Below are 18200 nucleotides of genomic sequence, written 5' to 3'. Positions count from 1 at the left end.
GACGCCGAAGGGAGGCGACGACGTGGTGGACGCCGCGCCGGTCCTCGCGGACCTGTACGCCGAATCGCAAGCGCTCGACGACCTGGCCGCCCGGGACGATCTCGACTGGGCCGCGCCGACCCCCGCCGCAGGCTGGACGGTGGCGCACCAGATCGGCCATCTGGCCTGGACGGACGGGAAGGCGCTGGTCTCGGTCCGCACCCCGCAGGCCTTCCCCGAGGAGCTGCGACGCGCTCTCGCGGTAGGCGAGGACTTCGTCGACGCCGGCGCGCGCGAGCAGGCCCGCAAGCCCGCCGCGCAGCTCCTCGCCGAGTGGCGCGCGGGACGCGCCGCCCTCGCCGACGCCTTGGCCGAGGCCGAGCCGGGCGCGCGGTTCCCGTGGTACGGGCCGCCGATGAGCGTCGCGTCCATGGCCACCGCCCGGCTGATGGAGACGTGGGCGCACGGGCTCGACGTCCGCGCGGTGCTCGGCCTCGCGCCCGAGCCCACCGGGCGGCTGCGCCACATCGCCCGACTCGGCGTCCGCACCCGCGACTTCGCCTTCGGCGTGCACGGACTCACCCCGCCCGCCGCCGAGTTCCGCGTCGAGCTGCGGGGGCCTGCGGGTGAACTGTGGGCCTTCGGGCCGGAGGGCGCACAGCAGCGGGTGAGCGGGGACGCCCTCGACTTCTGCCTCGTCGTCACCCAGCGCCGCGACCACCGCGAGACGGGGCTGCTCGCGGTCGGCCCCGACGCCGCCGCCTGGCTGCGGATCGCGCAGGCCTTCGCCGGACCGCCCGGCAAGGGGCGGGCAGCCGACGGGACCCGCACCGGCACCGCCGCCGTTCGCCCCGCCGCCGTTCGCCCCGCCGCCGTTCGCCCCGGCGACAGCCCCTGAGACAGTCCTGCGCAACCCGCGTAGCGTGGCCTCGAAGGTGCCCCGAGGAGGCGTCGATGCTGCGCGTGGGCTTCGTCCGCGAGGCCCTGCGCCGGCAGGCCGCCCGGGTCTGGGGCGAGCGGGCCGACGACCTCGTCTTCGGCCCGCCGGCCGCCGACCGGGCGTAGCGCGGAGCTCGGGCGTTCGTCTACGGTTGCCGGTAGGTGGTGCGGATTCAGTGCCACAACCGCGAGCGCGGGACGAAAACGGTTGCCTGAGAGGGCTCGATATGTCAGAAATCGCAGTCACGGACCGGACGCGCCATCGGCGGATGCGGGAGAACGGCAGCACCCGCAAGGAGGACCTGGACGCGGTGCTGGCGGCCGGGTTCGTCTGCCACCTCGGCGTGGTCGTCGACGGCGTCCCGATGGTCGTGCCCACCTGCTACGGCGCCACCGCCGACACCCTGTACTTCCACGGCTCCGTCGCCAGCCGCAGCCTGCGACAGGACCCCGCGGCCGAGGTCTGCGTCACCGTCACCCATGTGGACGGCCTGAGCCTGGCCCGCTCCGTGTTCGAGCACGGGATCAACTACCGCTGCGCGATGATCTACGGCACCCCGCGGCTGGTCGAGGACGAGGAGAAGCTGGAGGGCCTGCGCGTGCTCACCGAGCAGTGCGCCCCCGGTCAGTGGGAGTACGCGCGGCAGCCCAACCGCAAGGAGCTCGCCGCCACCGCGTTGCTGGCGCTGGACCTCGCCGAGGCGTCCGTCAAGATCGCCGCCGGTCCGCCCGAGGACGGGGACGGTCCGGACGCGGAGCTGGGCCTGTGGGCGGGCAACGTGCCGATCCGCCCGGTCTTCGGCGCCCCCGTCCCGGCCCCCGACCTGGCCGAGGGCATCGCCCTGCCGTCCCACATCGCGGCCTTCCAGGAGCGCTGAGCCTTACCCGCGCGTCAACAATCCGGGGGAGGGCGTCAGGAACGCGTCAGGAGCGGCCTTCGGCCCGTGAGCAGCGGGAACGACCGGTTTAGCGTCGAAGGCGCACCGGCCTCGCGGCGTCGTTCGAGGCGGCGGACCGGTGGCTGACGACTGGTCACGCTCACGCGCGTCGGAAGGATGCAGGACATGACTCGGTACCTGGACGGCGAGGACCCGGAGCCCACGAGGGGCGTCCCGGTCGGACTGCTGCTGGTTCCGGTCCGGTCGGGCCCGGCGGGGGAGGTGCTGCGGCTGTTCCGGACGCCGCTGGGCGAGCGGACGGCGGTCGGCTTCACCAGCAGGCGACAGCTCGCCGCGGTGCTCGGCCCCGACCAGGCCGCGGTGGAGATCGCCGAGCCCGCGCTGCGGGCCATGGCCGACGCGCTCGGCGTCCCCGGGCTCACCGTCGATCCGCAGCTGGCCGCCGCACCCGCGGCCGCGCTGCACGGCCCCGACGGCTGGCACCCGTGGCGGGCGCACCCCGCGCCGGACGCCCCGGGCGTGGCGGCCGCGCATGCGCCTGCGGCCCTCGGCCACCCCGGGGACGCCCCGCTCGCCGAGCCCGCCGAGCCCGCCGAGCCCGCCGCGGGCGCAGCAGGCGCCGCCGGCGTCCCGGGCGGTATCGGCGCCGCAGACGCCGCGGCGGCTCAGGGCCTCGCGGGCACCTCGATCGTCGCGGGCACCTCGACGCCCGCGGGCGCCCCAGGCGCTCCGCGCTCGCCCGGCGCGAGGACCGCCGAGCCCGTCGCCGCCGGCTCCGGACGCTGAGGGGGCGGCCCGGATGACGACCACACTGCTCCCTCCCCGCCTCCCCGAGGCGGACGCGCCCTGGCTTCCGGTGTGGCCCGCGTCGACGCGGCCCGCCGCGGACGGGGACCTGACGGTGGGCGGCGTCTCGCTCGCCGAGGCCGCCGAGCGTTTCGGCACCCCGGTCTACCTGGTCGACGAGGACGAGGTGCGGGCGCGCTGCCGCGCCTACCGGGAGGCGTTCCCGGAGGCGGAGATCCACTACGCGGCGAAAGCGTTCCTGTGCCGGGCCATGGCGCACTGGGTGGAGGAGGAGGGCCTGGGGCTGGACGTGTGCTCCCGCGGCGAGCTGGAGCTGGCCGTGACCACCGGGTTCCCGGCCGAGCACATGGTGCTGCACGGCAACGCCAAGAGCCCGGACGAGCTGGAGGCCGCGCTGCGCCTGGGCGTGGGGCGCATCGTCATCGACGGGGTGGCCGAGATCGCGCGCATCGCGGCGCTGGTGCCGTACGGGGCACGGCAGCGGGTGCTGCTGCGGATCGCGCCGGGCATCGCGGCCGGCGCGCACCCGGCGGTGCGCACCGGCACGGTGGACCAGAAGTTCGGGCTCTCCAGCACCGACGGCACCGCGCAGCTGGCGATCGCCCGGGTGCTGGAGCAGCCCCGGCTGGAGCTGGCGGGCCTGCACTGCCACCTCGGCTCGCAGATCGACAGCGCCAAGCCCTACCTCCAGGCCGTGCGGCGCATGGTCGCCCTGATGCACGGCACCCGGCAGGCCCACGGCGTGGTCCTGCCCGAACTGGACCTCGGCGGCGGCCACGCCATCGCCTACCGGCCCGGCGAGGAGGCCCTGGACGTCCGGGCGCTGGCCGCCCGGGTCCGCGCCGAACTGCGGTCCGCCTGCGCGACGGTGGACCTCCCCGAGCCCCGGCTGCTGCTGGAGCCCGGCCGCGCCATCGCCGGCCCGGCCGGCGTCGCGCTCTACCGCGTCCTCACCGTCAAGCACAACGGCCGCCACACCTTCGTCGCCGTCGACGGTGGCATGAGCGACAACCCCCGCCCGGCCCTGTACGGCGTGCGCTACGCCCCGCGCCTGGTCGGCCGCGCCGCGAGCGCGGAACTGCGCCCGGTGCAGGTCGTGGGCCGGCACTGCGAGGCGGGCGACGTGCTCGCCTCCGGCGTGGAACTCCCGGCCGACATCCGGCCCGGCGACCTGCTGGCGGTCCCGGCGTCGGGGGCCTACCACCTGTCGATGGCCTCCGGGTACAACCTCGTCGGCCGTCCGCCGGTGGTGGCCGTGACCGGCGGAACCGCGCGGCTGCTGGTCCGCCGCGAGTCGCTGGCCGACGTCCGCAGCCGCGACGTCGGGCTGTGAACTGTCGGGATTCTGCGGCAAGTTCCAGCAAGAGATGGCATGGCTCGTACATCTTCCTAACGCGAGGGTAACTAACGTATCGTCAGCTGACGATCCCTCTGCCAGGAAGGCGTACCCCCATGCGTCGACTCACCCAGTGGCTGAGAGCGGCGGCAGGCGCCGCCGCTCTCGTCACGGTGACCAGCCTCGCTCTGCCTGCCGCCGCCTCCCCACCGCGCGTCGCCGCGGCGGTCCAGGACTACTGCGGGGGGCAGTGCAACGACATCCTGCCCCCGGGGGAGAACGGCAACGCCACCCTCGCCGACATCCTCGCGAACAAGGTCTTCGGCACCCGGCCCGCCCACACCGACGACCAACTCGGGCCGTACAGCTCGCTGGTGGACGGCTACACCGGGCTGACCGACTCGGCGCTCTCCACCTACTTCGACAACTCCTCCTTCGGCGTCCCCGCCAACCAGGTGGAGAGCAGCATCAGCCCGCGCAGCGACGTCACCATCGTGCGCGACAAGGCGACCGGCACTCCGCACATCACCGGGACCACCCGCTACGGCACCGAGTTCGGCGCCGGATACGCCGCCGCGCAGGACCGGCTCTGGGTGATGGACCTGTTCCGGCACGTCGGACGCGGCGAGCTGAGCAGCTTCGCGGGCGGCGCGGCCGCCAACCGGCAGCTGGAGCAGAGCTTCTGGCAGGCTGCCCCCTACACCGAGGCGGAACTCCAGGAGCAGATCGACTCCGTCGCCAACGAGGGCCCGCGCGGGCAGCAGGCGCTCGCCGACGCGCAGGCGTACATCGACGGCATCAACGCCTACATCACCTCGGCGTACAACTCCCGTACGTTCCCGGGGGAGTACGACCTGACGGGGCAGATCAACGCGATCACCAACGCGGGTTCGATCCAGCCGTTCAAGCTGACCGACCTGGTCGCGCTCTCCTCCGTCATCGGCGCGCTCTTCGGCAGCGGCGGCGGCAACCAGGTGCAGTCGGCGCTGGTCAAGGAGGCCGCCGACGCCAAGTACGGGACCACGCAGGGCGACCAGGTGTGGAACTCGTTCCGGGAGAGCGAAGCCCAGAGCGCGGTGACCACCGTGCACGACGGTCAGAGCTTCTCCTACGGCCAGGACCCGGCCTCGCCGCAGGGTCTCGCGATGCCCGACCCGGGCTCGCTCACCCAGCAGCAGCTGATCTTCGACCCGACCGGCTCGACGGCGTCCGCCACGACCGCCGCCTCCAGGGCGGCGAGGACCGCGAGCCGGACCACCGACGCCGCCGTGGCCAAGAAGGCCCCGGCCAAGCTCCGGCCGCTGGTGGGCGTGTTCGACAAGGGCGTGCTGCCCGGCAACCTGCTGACCGCCAAGCACGGCATGTCCAACGCCCTGGTCGTCTCCGGCAAGTACACCGACGACGGCCACCCCGTCGCCGTCTTCGGCCCGCAGACCGGCTACTTCGCGCCGCAGCTGCTGATGCTGGAGGAGATCCAGGGGCCCGGCATCAGCGCCCGCGGCGCGGCCTTCGCGGGCCTGAGCTTCTACGTCGAGCTCGGGCGCGGCCCGGACTACTCCTGGAGCGCCACCAGCGCCGGCCAGGACATCGACGACGTCTACGCCGTCAAGCTCTGCAACACCGACGGCAGCCCGGCCACCAAGGACTCGATGGCGTACCTGCTGAGCGGCGTCTGCACGCCGCTGACGGCGCTGGAGCGCGACGACTCCTGGAGCCCGACCACGGCCGACAGCACCCCCGCGGGCTCGTACAGACTCATCATGTACCGCACCGCCTACGGGCTGGTCACCGCGCGGGCCACGGTCGGCGGGGTGCCCGTCGCCTACACCTCGCTGCGGTCGACCTACATGCACGAGGCCGACTCGATCATCGGCTTCCAGATGCTCAACGACCCGACCGCGGTGAACTCCCCGCAGACCTTCCAGCAGGCGGCGCAGCACATCGACCTGACCTTCAACTGGTTCTACGTCGACGACGCGCACACCGCCTACTACAACTCCGGCCGCAACCCCGTACGTCCCGCCGACGTGGCGGCCGACCTGCCGGAGTGGGCCGACCCGGCGTACGCCTGGCAGAACTGGAACCCGACGACCTGGACGGCCGACTACACCCCGCCCGCCCAGCACCCGCAGAGCGTCGACCAGGACTACTACGTCTCCTGGAACAACAAGCAGGCCCCCGGCTTCGCCTCGGCCAACTTCGGCGACGGCCCGGTGCACCGGGCCAACATGCTCGACAGCCGGGTGAAGGCGCTGGTCACGGCCGCCGCCGCGTCCGGGCCCAAGGTGACGCGGGCGACGCTGGTCCAGGCGATGGAGTCGGCCGGCCTCACCGACCTGCGCGGCGAGGACGTGCTGCCCCAGCTGCTCGCCGTGATCGACAGCTCCCCGGTGAGCGACCCGGGCCAGGCCGCCCTGGTCAACCAGCTCCAGGGCTGGCTCTCCGACGGCGCCCAGCGCAGGGAGACCTCGGCCGGCAGCCACACCTACGCCGACGCGTCCGCGATCCAGACCTTCGACGCCTGGTGGCCGCTGCTGGTGCAGGGCGAGTTCCAGTCCGGCATGGGCTCCGACCTCTTCAACGCGATGATCGGCGCCCTGCAGATCAACGAATCCCCGTCCGGCGGCCAGACCGGTCCGAGCACCGGCCCGGTCGACGCGAACGAGTCCATCCCGCACAAGGGGTCCTCGTTCCAGTTCGGCTGGTGGTCCTACGTGAACCTGGACCTCCGGGCGGTTCTGGGTCAGCACCCCGCCGACGCCCTCGCCCAGCCCTACTGCGGCGGCGGCAACCTGTCCGCCTGCCGGCAGATGCTGCTCACCACCCTCCAGCAGGCCGCGGCGGAGTCCGCCGCCACGGTCTACCCGGCCGACGACACCTGCTCCGCCGGCGACCAGTGGTGCGCCGACTCGATCGTCCAGCGCGCGCTGGGCGGGATCACCGACTCGAACAGCAACTGGCAGAACCGACCCACCTACCAGCAGGTCGTTCAGTACACGTCCCACCGGTAGGCGCATCAGGGGCGCGAGGAACTGCGCGACAAGCCACCCTGGGTGGTGAGTCGCCGAACGAGCAGGGCCATCGGCATCTCGGTGGTTGCTCGCGCAGTTCCTCGCGCCCCTGAGGCGTGTCCCGACTGCGGCATAGCTCACGTCGGGCCGGGGGGCTGAGCTGTGCGGGCGGAAGATAGCATGAGGGGCGTCGCCCGGCTCGAATACCGCGAAAGATGAATTTGTGACTGTCAACGACGACGTGTTCACGGACTGGATGAACCGCGAGGAGATCGCGGAGTCGATGATTCCGATCATCGGCCGACTGCACCGGGAGAAGGACGTCAACGTCCTGCTGCACAGCCGCTCCCTGGTGAACAAGTCGGTGGTCAGCATCCTCAAGACCCACCGCTTCGCGCGCCAGATCGCCGGCGAGGAGCTCTCGGTCACCGAGACGATGCCGTTCCTCCAGGCGCTCACCACGCTCGACCTCGGCCCGTCCCAGATCGACCTCGGCATCCTGGCTGAGCAGTACAAGGCCGACGACCGCGGCCTGACGGTCGAGGCGTTCACCGCCGAGGCCGTCGACGGTGCCACCGGCGCCAACAAGCTGGAGCGTCGCGAGGCCCGCGACGTCGTGCTGTACGGCTTCGGCCGGATCGGCCGCCTGCTGGCCCGCCTGCTGGTGGAGAAGGCCGGCTCCGGCAACGGCCTGCGCCTGCGCGCGATCGTCGTCCGCAAGGGTGCGGCCGACGACCTCGTCAAGCGCGCCTCGCTGCTGCGTCGCGACTCGATCCACGGCCAGTTCAACGGCTCGATCACCGTCGACGAGGCCAACAACACGATCGTCGCCAACGGCAACGAGATCAAGGTCATCTACTCGGACGACCCGTCCTCGGTCGACTACACGCAGTACGGCATCGACGACGCCATCCTGATCGACAACACCGGCCGCTGGCGCGACCGCGAGGGGCTGTCCAAGCACCTGCGGCCCGGCATCGCCAAGGTCGTGCTGACCGCGCCGGGCAAGGGCGACGTCCCGAACATCGTCCACGGCGTCAACCACGACACCATCAAGCCGGACGAGCAGATCATCTCCTGCGCCTCCTGCACCACGAACGCGATCGTCCCGCCGCTGAAGGCGATGGAGGACAAGTTCGGCGTGCTGCGCGGCCACGTGGAGACCGTCCACTCGTTCACCAACGACCAGAACCTGCTGGACAACTTCCACAAGGCCGAGCGTCGTGGCCGTTCCGCGCCGCTCAACATGGTCATCACCGAGACCGGCGCCGCCTCCGCCGTCGCGAAGGCCCTGCCGGACCTCAAGGCGAAGATCACCGGCAGCTCGATCCGCGTCCCCGTCCCGGACGTCTCGATCGCCATCCTGAACCTGCAGCTGGCCACCGAGACCTCCCGCGAGGAGGTCCTGGACTACCTGCGCGAGGTGTCGCTGACCTCGTCGCTGCGCCGCCAGATCGACTTCACCACGGCGCCCGACGCGGTCTCGATGGACTTCGTCGGCTCGCGCCACGCGTCGATCGTCGACGCCGGCGCCACCAAGGTCGAGGGCGACAACGCCATCCTCTACCTGTGGTACGACAACGAGTTCGGCTACTCCTGCCAGGTCGTCCGCGTCGTCCAGCACGTCTCGGGCGTCGAGTACCCGACCTTCCCGGCCCCGGCGGTCTGATCGTCGCAGCGAGCCGGCCCCGCACCCTGGTCAGGGTGCGGGGCCGGTCCCGTCTCAGGCGAGCTGAGGGCTCTCCTCCGCGTCGTCCAGGCTGTGCTCCTTCAGGAAGCCCCCGGACTGGTGCTGCCACAGCTTGGCGTAGGCGCCCTCCGCGGCGAGCAGCTCCTGGTGGCTGCCCTGCTCCAGGATCCGGCCGCGGTCCAGGACGACCAGGCGGTCCATCCCGGCCACGGTGCTCAGCCGGTGCGCGACCACCAGGGCCGTGCGGCCCTCCATCAGACGCCACAGCGCCTCCTGGACCAGCACCTCGCTCTCCGAGTCCAGCGCGCTGGTCGCCTCGTCGAGCAGCAGGATCGGCGCGTCGCGCAGGATCGCGCGGGCGAGCGCGACCCGCTGGCGCTGGCCGCCGGAGAGCTTGACGCCGCGCTCGCCGACCATGGTGTCGAAGCCGTCCGGCAGGCCGTCCGCGAACTCGGTGACGTGGGCGGCCTCGGCCGCGAGACGGATCTCGGCCTCCGTGGCCTCGGGCCGGGCGAAGGCGATGTTGGCCCGCAGGGTGCGGTGGAACATCGCCGGGTCCTGCGGCACGTAGGAGATCAGGCTGCGCAGGTCGGCCTGGCGCAGCCGGCTGATGTCCTGGCCGCCGACCAGGATGCGGCCGGCCTCGATGTCCGTCATCCGCAGCAGCAGCCGGGTCAGCGTCGTCTTGCCGCCGCCCGAGCGGCCGACCAGGCCGATCTTCTCGCCGCCCGCGACGGCCAGGTCGAGGCCGTCGAAGAGCGGCGTGTCCTTGCCGCCGTGGGTGAACACCACCCGGTCGAAGCGGACGTCCGCGCCGCGGGGCCGCAGCGGCTCCGGCTCCGGCACGTCGAGCACGGTGGGCGGGGACATCAGCAGCTCGGTGAACTGCGCGGCCTCCGTCATCGAGCTCTCCAGGCGTCGGTAGATCTGGTTGAACTCGAACATGATCCGCGTGGCGTTGGAGAAGTAGGTGAAGGCGACCACGACCGCCTCCACCCCGTTGCCCTTCGCGGCCAGGAGCACCGCGAGCAGCAGACCCGCCGCGTTGGTGAGCACCGACATCGGCGCGACGAGGGTGTCGATGTGGAGGTTGCCGTAGTCCCAGGAGCGCAGCGAGCGACGCCTGGACTCCGCGACGCGCGAGCGGTGCTCGGCCGCCTCGCGGTCCTCGGCGGCGAAGGCGCGGACGGTGTCCATGTTCATCAGGCTGTCGGCGACGTGCCCCGAGACCCGGGCGATGGCCGCCTCGCGCTCGTTCACCAGCTCCTGCCGACGCCGGATCAGCGGCGCCACGACCAGCGCCGTGAGCGCGATCATCGCCAGCAGCACCACGACCAGCCACGGCTGGTAGGTCCACAGCACGATCGAGCCGAAGACCAGCGGCACCAGGCTGCCGACCACGTTGAAGGTCAGCGTGTCGACGAAGTCCTCGAAGCGGGAGGCGAAGCTCAGCACCCGCTTGGTCAGCGACCCGGCGAAGTTGTCGTGGAAGAAGGCGGCGTCCTTGGCGAACAGCTCGTCCATCCCGACGACGTAGAGCTGCTCGATGCCGTGGCCGTCCACCCGGTTCAGGCAGTGGATGCCGATCCGCCAGAACACCTCGGACACCAGCAGCACCCCAGCGAACCCGAGCACGTACGGCATCAGCGCCGCCGTGGTCAGGTCCTTGCCGGGGTCGTCGGCGATCCGGGCCACGAGCTTGGCGACGATCAGCGGGGCGATGTAGGAGATCCCGATATTGCCCAGTGCGGGCGCGAGCATCGCGGGCAGTGTCATGCGTCTGAGCCGGACCATCTCCCGGCCGTAGTGACGAAGGGCGAGGAGTACCGCGCCGCGCTGCGGTCGTTCCTCGGGTGTCGGGGGTGTGGGCATCCCATGTCCTCGGAGAGTGGTCGTCGGTGCTGGGCGTGCGCACGGCGGAGCCACGCTGCGTCGGGCCAGGGGGTGGTGACGGAGCGTCCGTGCGGGTACGGAGGAGATGTCGGGTAGAGCAGTCTTCCGTGTGCCGGTCCGCACCGTCCAAGCCTTTTTCCCCGGATGGGTGAGTTTGCGCCGTGATCGCGCGGCGATCGCGCGCCCCCGGCTCCCCGTGCCCGGTTACCCCCGCGAGCGCAGCTCGTCGAGGAGGCGCTCGGCGTCGCGGTCGCGGCGCTCGTGGGGCTGCGTCGTGCCGGAGGCGGTGGGGGGCCGGCGGCGCGCACGGCGCGCGTTGCGCTCAAGGCCGAGGACGACGAGGGCGAGGAGGAGGGCGAGCGTCAGAATTCCCATGGCATGAATCCTGCGCTCGTCGACATACTGCCACCAGTGGCAGGGAAGACCCTACCCGTCGATATCCTGCCAAGGGCGACGTACCATGGGCGCATGCTGCGCACCGTGGCCGTCGCCCTGATCGACGATTTCGCCCCCTTCGAGTTCGGCGTGCTGGCCGAGGTCTTCGGCATCGACCGGACCGAGGACGGGGTGCCTCCCTTCGACTTCCGGGTCTGCTCGCCCCGGCCCGGCACGCCGGTCCGCACCACCGTCGGCACGAGCATGACCACCGAGTACGGCTTCGACGCGCTGCTGGAGGCGGACCTCGTCGGCGTCCCCGCCTACCAGATCCGGGGTGTCTACCCGGCCGAGCTGATCGACGCCCTGCGCGCCGCGCACGAGCGCGGGGCCCAACTGCTGACCGTCTGCAGCGGCGCGTTCGCGCTCGGCGCGGCGGGCCTGCTCGACGGCCGCCCCTGCACCACGCACTGGCGTCACGCCGAGGAGTTCGCCGCCCGCTTCCCGCTGGCCCGCCTCGACCCGGACGTCCTCTACGTCGACGACGGCGACATCATCACCAGCGCCGGCACCGCCGCCGGCATCGACGCCGCGCTGCACCTGGTCCGCCGGGAGGTCGGCTCGGAGGCTGCCACGGCGATCGCGCGGCGCATGGTCGTGCCGCCCCAACGTGACGGCGGGCAGCGGCAGTTCATCGTCCAGCCGGTGCCCGAGTTCTGTGCGGACTCTCTGGATCCGCTGCTCGCCTGGCTCTCCGAGCGGCTGGACCGCGAGCACAGCGTGGCCGACCTGGCCCGCCAGGCCCACATGTCCGAGCGCACCTTCGCCCGTCGCTTCGTCGCCGAGACCGGCACCACCCCGCACCGCTGGCTCTCCGGTCAGCGCATCCTGCACGCCCGCAGGCTGCTGGAGCAGACCCCGATGGGCATCGAGGAGGTCGCCCGCGCCTGCGGCTTCGCCACGGCGGCGATGCTGCGCCACCACTTCCGCCGCGCGGTGGGCGTCGCCCCGGCGGACTACCGCAGGAGCTTCGCCCAGGCGCGGTGACGCGGCGTCAGCCCGCCGTCGTTCGAGCCGGGGCGGCCGCGGCCGGCTCGGCCGGCTGGGCGGGCTCAGCCGCCCCGGTCGGCGCGGTGGCGGGTCGGTGGCGGCGCGGAAGTGCGCAGGTGACGGCGATGGCGGCCAGGAGCAGAGCCGCGCCGACCTCGAAGGCGAGGCGGAAGTCGCCCGTCAGCGCGGCCTCCGCGCCGAGGCCCGTCCGGGCGAGGTCCGCGGTGCGGGAGGCGGCGACGGTGGAGAGCGCCGCCTAACGAGCTCGTCAGTTTGCGGATGATCCGCGAAGCGACCTATTGCGGCCGCACGACACCGCGCACGGCGGCCAGCAGCGCGGAGCGGTGCTCGCGCAGGCGCTCCGCGGAGAGTGCCGGCGTCGCGCTGACCGCGCGCAGTGCGGGCGGGGCGGAGAGCCAACTGTCGGTCATCCGCAGGACGATGGCGAACAGGTCGATCGCCGGGAGGTCCCCGCGCACGCGGCCCGCGCGCTGGGCGGCGGCGACCGTGTCCACCCGGGAGCGGAAGTTGGCCACCTCGGCGTCGCCGGCGTCGAGCTGCTCGAACGCGCGCCAGGCGGCGATCCGGCCCGCCTCGGGGTTGGCGAGCACGTAGTCGAAGCGGGCGGCGGCGAAGGCGACGAGGTCCCCGTCGTCCATCGGCGCGGCGCGGAACACCGCGGCCGCCTGGTCGGCCACGACCGCGTCGAAGAGGGCCTGCTTGTCGCCGAAGTAGACGTACAGCAGGCGCTTGTTCGCGCCCGCCCGCTCCGCGATGCGGTCGATGCGGGCGCCGGCGAAGCCGTGCTGGGCGAACTCCTCCGTGGCCGCGCGCAGCAGCAGCGCCTTCGTCGCCTCGGCGTCACGCGGGCGCGTACCGCGCGCCGCCGCGGGCGCGCTCGCGGCGGGTGGCGTGGGGGAGTCGGACGGCATGGCCCGCACCCTATCGAAGGCGTTCGGGCCCTTGCGGCTCATGCGCGGCTCACCAGGAGAGCGGACCGTTGACGTCACCGAAGGTGCCCGTCGGGCCGTCCGGGCCGACCAGGGCCATCCGGACGATGATCTCCGCACCCTCCTCGACGGTCTGGGTGCCGGTGTTGTGGTTGAGGTCGGTGCGCGTGTAGCCGGGCTCGACGGCGTTGATCCGGATCTCGGGGAACGCCTTGGCGAACTGCACGGTGACCATGTTGACCGCCGCCTTCGAGGCGGGGTAGGCGACGCCGGGGTAGAAGGCGGTCGGGTGCGTCGGGTCCGCGAGGGCGGAGGTGCGCGACAGGCCGCTGCTGAGGTTCACCACGACCGGCGCGGCCGAGCGCCGCAGCAGCGGCAGGAACGCGTGGGTGACCTGGACCAGCCCGAAGACGTTGGTCTCGAACAGCGCCCGCATCGACTCCGCCGTCTCGTCCGCCGCGCCGACGATGCCGCCGTCGGGCAGGCGCCCCTCGACGCCGGCGTTGTTGACCAGCACGTCGAGCCCGCCCTCGGCCTCGATCGTCTTGGCTGCCGCGGCCACGGACTGCGCGTCGGTGACGTCCAGATGCACGAAGCGGGCGCCGAGCTCCTCGGCGGTCCGGCGTCCCCGCTCGGCGTCGCGGGCGCCGACGTAGACGGTGTGGCCCTCGGCGAGGAGGCGGCGTGCGGTCTCCCGGCCCAGGCCCTTGTTGGCTCCGGTGATGAGGGTCGTCGTCATGGGTTCTCACGTCCTGGAGGGGGCACTTGTATCTAACTGGATAGTTACAAGCCTACGCCGAACCGGGCACAAGTCAACAGTTGGTTACTTGGACGGTCGGTCACCCGGGGAGCCGGGCCTCGATGCGTTCCAGCACGACGCGCAGCGCGGCCACGTCGTCCTTGTCGGCGAACTGGTCGCCCAGGCGCAGCCGTACCAGGACCGAGCCGCTCGGCTCCAACTGCACGAGCTCGGTCTCGTCGATGCCGTCCCCGCCCTGGGTGTGCACGGCCAGCGCCACGTCCCCGCGCGAGATCCCCTGCCGGCGCATCGCCGGCAGGTTCAGCACCCCGTCCTCGGCGAGCACCGTCGGGGTGCCCTCCAGCAGCCGGGAGAACCAGGGCCAGCGCGCACCCTGCCGCACCAGCACCGCGTCCGTCAGCAGCAGCACGGCCGCGCCGAACAGGCCGCCGCTGACGGAGTTGTCGTTGCCGATGACGGCGTTCTGGACGACGTTGGACAGCAGCAGCATCACGACGAGGTCGAAGGTGTTCAGTTGCGCGAGCCCGCGCTTGCCGACGATCCGCAGCATGACCAGCAGGGCCAGGTAGACGATGATCGTGCGCGCGGCCTTCTCGCCGTAGGAGATGCCCGCGATGAACATGTCGTTCCACATCCCGGCCACTGTAGGGACCCCACGACGGGGGTCGCACTAGGCCACGCCGCGCACCCGCCGGACCAGGACGCCGCCGAGGACGGTGACGACGGCGGTGGCGAGGTAGAGGCCGGTGTAGCCGCCGAGGTGGGCGATGACGGGCGCGGCGATCGCCGGAGCGAGGACCTGGGGGCCGGAGTTGGCGATGTTGATGACACCCAGGTCCTTGGCGCGGTCGCGCGCCTCCGGGAGCACCTGGGTGACCAGGGCCTGGTCGACGGCGAGGTAGACGCCGTAGCCGGCACCGAGGACGGCGGCGGCCGCGAGGGCGGCGGGCCAGGTGTGCAGCAGGGCCAGCAGCAGCGCCGCGGCTGCCATGACGAGCGAGCACAGCACGACGAAGCCCTTGCGGCGTCCGATCCGGTCCGAGAGCGCCCCGACCGGGATCGCGGTGAGCGCGGCGAAGAGCGTGTAGACGACCGTGAGGATCAGCACGCCCGTGCCGGGGTCGCCGTAGTGGACGGCGTCGGAGAGGAAGTAGAAGAGGTAGAGCGTGCCGAGCGCGTTGCCGAGGTTGATCAGGAAGCGGGTGAGCCAGGCCCAGCCGAAGTCGGGGTGCTCCTTGGGGCTGACCCAGAACGAGCGGGCGAAGGCCCGCGCGTCGAAGGCGGGTCGCAGGGCGCGCGGCAGCACGGGTTCGTCGCGCCGCAGCACGAACGGGAGCGCGAGCACGACGGTGACCACGGCCAGGGTGCCGTAGCCAGACCAGACGCCGGTGACCAGCAGGGTGGTGATCAGTGCGCCGAGGACCAGGCCGAAGGACTGCATGATGCCGGTCCAGCCGGAGACCTGGGCGCGCTGCGCGAGCGGCACCCGGTCGGCGATCGGGGTGGTGACCCCGGCCAGCATGGCGTTGAGGCCGGCCTGGCCGAGGCACCAGCCGACGGCGACCCCGGCGACGGTGTGCTGGGAGGCGGTGAGGGCCAGGCCGGCCGCCCCGGCCAGCGCGCCGCCGAGGATCCAGGGGCGGCGGCGGCCGAACCGGCTCGTGGTCCGGTCCGACAGCGCGCCCGCCAACGGGTTGGCCAGCACCGCGACCAGCGCGCCGAGGCCGGTGACCAGCGACAGGGCGGCGCTCTTGTGGTGCGGGTCGATGTGCTCCAGTTGCAGCGGCAGCAGGATCTGGATCGGCGTCATGAACGCCATGAAGACCGCGAGCGTGGCCAGCGAGAGGTCCGCCGTCCAGCCGGGCCGGACCGGCACGGTGGGCTCGGCGAGGACGGCGTCGCCGTCTCTGGCGTCCTCCTGGTCCTGTCGGACGGCCTGGCGCATGGCGGCTCCTTCGTACCTGGGGGCCTGGTGGTGCCTGGTGGGGGGAGTGCCGAGGGTCCGGCGACGATATCCCGCGACGGGTGGACCGGCGAGGGGTCGAGCAGAGGGGACGAGCAGAGACGCGTGCAGGGAGTCGAGCAGAGGGGACGAGCAGAGGGGACGAGCGGGTGGGCCTCAGGACTTCTGCGGCTTCTGGGCGGCGATCAGGGCGCGGTACCACTCGAAGCTCGCCCGCGGGGTGCGGGCCTGGGTGGCGAAGTCGACCTCCACCAGGCCGAACCGCTGGTGGTAGCCCTCCGCCCACTCGAAGTTGTCGAGCAGCGACCAGGTGAAGTAGCCGCGCACGTCCACCCCTTGCGCACGGGCCCGGGCGACCGCGTCGACGTGCCCGGCGAGGTAGTCGACGCGGGCGGCGTCGTCCAGTCCGGCGGGTTCGCTGCACCCGTTCTCCGTGATCCAGACGGGCGGCAGCGCCTCGCCGTACCGGGCCTTCAGGCCCAGCAGCAGGTCGGTGAGCCCGTCGGGGACCACCGGCCAGTCGAAGGCGGTGCGGCGGTAGGTCTCCTGGGGTTCGACGAGGTCGAAGGGCAGGCCCGAGGCGGGATCGGCGGGGGCGGTGATCCAGGACGGGTTGTAGTAGTTGATCCCCAGCCCGTCCAGCGGAGCGGCGATCACCTTCAGGTCCTCGTCGCGCACGATCCCGCCCCAGCTGGGGTCGCTCAGGCCGTAGACCGACAGGTCGGGGTAACTCCCGGTCAGCAGCGGGTCGTTGAAGAGGCGGTTGTGCAGCGTGTCGTAGGCGTCGGCCGCCAGCCGGTCCGCCTCGGAGGCCGCGTCGGGCCGGAGCCGTACGGGGGAGCAGTTGTTGGCGATCAGCACCTGCGTGCCGTCCGGTCCGGCGGCCGCCCGGATCGCCGCCACCGCGAGCCCGTGGCCGAGGAGTTGGTGGTGCGCCACCGGCACGGCGCCCAGCAGCAGGGCCCGTCCGGGAGCGTGCACCCCGAAGCCGTAGCCGAAGGACATGTGCACGAAGGGCTCGTTGAGCGTGATCCAGCGCCGGACCCGGTCGCCGAGCCGCTCGGCGACCACGGCCGCGTACTCGCCGAGGCGGTAGGCGGTGTCCCGGGACATCCAGCCGCCCTGGTCCTCCAGGGCCTGCGGCAGGTCCCAGTGGAACAGCGTCGGCGTCGGCTCGATCCCGGCGTCCAGCAGGGCGTCGACGAGGCGGTCGTAGAAGTCCAGGCCGCGCGGCTCGACGCGCCCCGTGCCGCTCGGCAGAACGCGGGGCCACGAGACCGAGAAGCGGTACGCGTCCAGTCCGAGCCGCCGCATCAGCGCGACGTCCTCGCCGAAGCGGTGGTAGTGGTCGCAGGCGGTCGCGCCGGTGTGGCCGTCGCGGACCGCGCCGGGCCGCCGCACGAAGGCGTCCCAGATCGACGGTCCCTTGCCGTCCTCCTCCGCCGCGCCCTCGATCTGGTAGGCCGCGGTGGAGGCTCCCCAGACGAAGTCGGCCGGGAACCGGGGGAGGGGGGTGGTCGGATCGGCGGACCGGTTCACCATGCGCACCACTTCCAATAACGTGAGACTAACTCATGTTTGTGGGCGTAGTCTGGGCTCCGCTCGACCGCGTGTCAATGGTGCGTCGTCGTCGACGGTGTCGACGGTGGGGCTCAGTCCTCGTCGAGCGCCTCGCGGATCCGCGCCGCCGTCGCGGCTGCCTCCTCCGGGCTCGCGTACCGGGTGCGCGGCCAGAAGAACCCGCGCAGGCCGTCCTTCGGATTGCGCGGCACCACGTGGACGTGCAGATGCGGCACCGACTGGCTGACCCGGTTGTTGGTCGCCACGAAGCTGCCCTTGGCCGCCATGCCCCGCTCGACCGCCACGGTGATCCGCCGCACCCGCTCGAAGTAGGGCCCGACCTCCTCCGTCCGCAGGTCCGTCAGGGTCGGCACGTGTCGGCGCGGGATCACCAGGACGTGGCCGGGGAAGAGCGGCCGGTGGTCGAGGAAGGCGACGGCCACGTCGTCCGCGAAGACGGTGGGCACGTCGACCTCGCCCGCCGCCACCGCGCAGAACAAGCACTCCATCCGCCGATTCAAGGCTGCCGCCGCCCCGCACCCAAGCAGGCGCGCGGGGGAGCGGCGTCAACGGGTGCGGGTGATCCAGTGGGCGAGGGCGTCGAGGGCGTCATCCGCCGCGGGGAGGGCGCCGAGGCAGCCGAGGAAGCCGTGGAAGACCCCTGGATGCAGGTGGACCTGGACGCGGACGCCCGCCGCGCCGAGGCGGCGGGCGTAGCGCAGACCCTCGTCGCGCAGGAGGTCGCAGTCGGCCAGCACCACGAGGGTCGGCGGCAGGCCGGAGAGGTCAGGCGCGCGGCCGGGGGAGGCGAGGGGGTGGCGCGGATCGCCGTCCGGACCGAGGTACTGCTGCCAGTACCAGCGCTGGTGGGCGGCGGTGTGGAAGTAGCCCGTCGCGAACCGCGTCACCGACGAGCCGGCGTCGGGGGTGCCGGCGGTGTCGGCGGTGTCGGGCAGTGCGTCGAGGACGGGGTAGACCAGCACCACGC

General features: G+C 72.7%; 16 protein-coding genes. 7 read left to right on the top strand and 9 right to left on the bottom strand.

Going from position 1 to position 18200, the window contains the following annotated elements; translation table 11 throughout:
- Positions 1-22: 22 nt before the first annotated feature.
- From TR50_RS16720 to TR50_RS16695, 6 genes are all read left to right on the top strand, one after another.
- Positions 23-877, top strand: a complete 855-nt coding sequence (locus tag TR50_RS16720) for a TIGR03084 family metal-binding protein (RefSeq protein ID WP_063775088.1) — start codon at positions 23-25, stop codon at positions 875-877.
- A gap of 268 nt (positions 878-1145) precedes the next feature.
- Positions 1146-1796, top strand: a complete 651-nt coding sequence (locus TR50_RS16715; RefSeq protein WP_042421491.1) for a pyridoxamine 5'-phosphate oxidase family protein — start codon at positions 1146-1148, stop codon at positions 1794-1796.
- A 186-nt stretch (positions 1797-1982) separates the two neighbouring features.
- On the top strand, positions 1983-2603 hold the full coding sequence (locus tag TR50_RS50085; protein WP_063775087.1) for an SAV_915 family protein: 621 nt from the start codon (positions 1983-1985) through the stop codon (positions 2601-2603).
- Between the two features lie 13 nt (positions 2604-2616).
- A complete protein-coding gene (gene lysA / locus TR50_RS16705; protein ID WP_042421489.1) occupies positions 2617-3957 on the top strand; it encodes a diaminopimelate decarboxylase in 1341 nt (446 codons plus the stop codon).
- A 119-nt stretch (positions 3958-4076) separates the two neighbouring features.
- The gene (locus tag TR50_RS16700) at positions 4077-6971 is read left to right on the top strand and encodes a penicillin acylase family protein (RefSeq protein WP_042421486.1); all 2895 of its coding nucleotides are present in this window, start codon (positions 4077-4079) and stop codon (positions 6969-6971) included.
- Between the two features lie 223 nt (positions 6972-7194).
- Positions 7195-8640 (top strand): glyceraldehyde-3-phosphate dehydrogenase, encoded by a 1446-nt coding sequence (locus TR50_RS16695; RefSeq protein ID WP_042421484.1) that lies wholly within the window; start codon positions 7195-7197, stop codon positions 8638-8640.
- A 54-nt stretch (positions 8641-8694) separates the two neighbouring features.
- On the opposite strand, the gene TR50_RS16690 is transcribed toward TR50_RS16695, so the two are convergent.
- Positions 8695-10533, bottom strand: coding sequence for an ABC transporter ATP-binding protein (locus tag TR50_RS16690; protein ID WP_084700438.1), 1839 nt, complete (start codon positions 10531-10533; stop codon positions 8695-8697).
- Between the two features lie 225 nt (positions 10534-10758).
- Positions 10759-10929 carry a hypothetical protein gene (locus tag TR50_RS46730; protein WP_160311121.1) on the bottom strand — a complete coding sequence of 57 codons (171 nt, stop codon included), beginning with the start codon at positions 10927-10929 and terminating at the stop codon, positions 10759-10761.
- 93 nt (positions 10930-11022) lie between these two features.
- Between TR50_RS46730 and TR50_RS16685 the strand changes: the two genes are divergently transcribed.
- Entirely contained in the window at positions 11023-11976 is a 954-nt protein-coding gene (locus TR50_RS16685) for a GlxA family transcriptional regulator (protein ID WP_042421480.1), read from the top strand.
- Positions 11977-12275: 299 nt separating this feature from the next.
- Here TR50_RS16685 and TR50_RS16680 read toward each other — a convergent pair whose 3' ends face one another.
- From TR50_RS16680 to TR50_RS16650, 7 genes are all read right to left on the bottom strand, one after another.
- Positions 12276-12911, bottom strand: a complete 636-nt coding sequence (locus TR50_RS16680; protein ID WP_052441048.1) for a TetR/AcrR family transcriptional regulator — start codon at positions 12909-12911, stop codon at positions 12276-12278.
- A 49-nt stretch (positions 12912-12960) separates the two neighbouring features.
- Positions 12961-13668 carry an SDR family NAD(P)-dependent oxidoreductase gene (locus TR50_RS16675; protein WP_042421478.1) on the bottom strand — a complete coding sequence of 236 codons (708 nt, stop codon included), beginning with the start codon at positions 13666-13668 and terminating at the stop codon, positions 12961-12963.
- A gap of 100 nt (positions 13669-13768) precedes the next feature.
- The gene (locus TR50_RS16670; RefSeq protein ID WP_042421476.1) at positions 13769-14323 is read right to left on the bottom strand and encodes a DUF421 domain-containing protein; all 555 of its coding nucleotides are present in this window, start codon (positions 14321-14323) and stop codon (positions 13769-13771) included.
- A 36-nt stretch (positions 14324-14359) separates the two neighbouring features.
- The gene (locus tag TR50_RS16665; protein ID WP_042421475.1) at positions 14360-15634 is read right to left on the bottom strand and encodes an MFS transporter; all 1275 of its coding nucleotides are present in this window, start codon (positions 15632-15634) and stop codon (positions 14360-14362) included.
- Positions 15635-15808: 174 nt separating this feature from the next.
- Complete coding sequence (locus TR50_RS16660) at positions 15809-17194, bottom strand: GH1 family beta-glucosidase (RefSeq protein WP_042421472.1); 1386 nt, start codon at positions 17192-17194, stop codon at positions 15809-15811.
- Between the two features lie 110 nt (positions 17195-17304).
- Positions 17305-17721: an HIT family protein gene (locus tag TR50_RS16655; protein WP_042421470.1), complete on the bottom strand. Its 417-nt coding sequence runs from the start codon at positions 17719-17721 to the stop codon at positions 17305-17307.
- Positions 17722-17778: 57 nt separating this feature from the next.
- A partial coding sequence (locus TR50_RS16650) for an alpha/beta hydrolase fold domain-containing protein (protein WP_152648437.1) occupies positions 17779-18200 on the bottom strand: 422 nt, incomplete at its 5' end.

Origin of the sequence: Streptacidiphilus anmyonensis (assembly GCF_000787855.1) — a bacterium.
GTDB classification, from domain to species: Bacteria; Actinomycetota; Actinomycetes; order Streptomycetales; family Streptomycetaceae; genus Streptacidiphilus; species Streptacidiphilus anmyonensis.
Note: the sequence above shows the minus strand (reverse complement) of the source record. Positions and strands in the feature narration are given on the sequence as shown.

Coding starts and splice junctions, on each gene's coding strand:
- TR50_RS16715 (WP_042421491.1), top strand. CDS start 1,146: ATGTCAGAAATCGCAGTCACGGACCGGACGCGCCATCGGCGGATGCGG.
- TR50_RS50085 (WP_063775087.1), top strand. CDS start 1,983: ATGACTCGGTACCTGGACGGCGAGGACCCGGAGCCCACGAGGGGCGTC.
- lysA (WP_042421489.1), top strand. CDS start 2,617: ATGACGACCACACTGCTCCCTCCCCGCCTCCCCGAGGCGGACGCGCCC.
- TR50_RS16700 (WP_042421486.1), top strand. CDS start 4,077: ATGCGTCGACTCACCCAGTGGCTGAGAGCGGCGGCAGGCGCCGCCGCT.
- TR50_RS16690 (WP_084700438.1), bottom strand. CDS start 10,533: ATGCCCACACCCCCGACACCCGAGGAACGACCGCAGCGCGGCGCGGTA.
- TR50_RS46730 (WP_160311121.1), bottom strand. CDS start 10,929: ATGGGAATTCTGACGCTCGCCCTCCTCCTCGCCCTCGTCGTCCTCGGC.
- TR50_RS16685 (WP_042421480.1), top strand. CDS start 11,023: ATGCTGCGCACCGTGGCCGTCGCCCTGATCGACGATTTCGCCCCCTTC.
- TR50_RS16680 (WP_052441048.1), bottom strand. CDS start 12,911: ATGCCGTCCGACTCCCCCACGCCACCCGCCGCGAGCGCGCCCGCGGCG.
- TR50_RS16675 (WP_042421478.1), bottom strand. CDS start 13,668: ATGACGACGACCCTCATCACCGGAGCCAACAAGGGCCTGGGCCGGGAG.
- TR50_RS16670 (WP_042421476.1), bottom strand. CDS start 14,323: ATGTGGAACGACATGTTCATCGCGGGCATCTCCTACGGCGAGAAGGCC.
- TR50_RS16665 (WP_042421475.1), bottom strand. CDS start 15,634: ATGCGCCAGGCCGTCCGACAGGACCAGGAGGACGCCAGAGACGGCGAC.
- TR50_RS16660 (WP_042421472.1), bottom strand. CDS start 17,194: ATGGTGAACCGGTCCGCCGATCCGACCACCCCCCTCCCCCGGTTCCCG.
- TR50_RS16655 (WP_042421470.1), bottom strand. CDS start 17,721: ATGGAGTGCTTGTTCTGCGCGGTGGCGGCGGGCGAGGTCGACGTGCCC.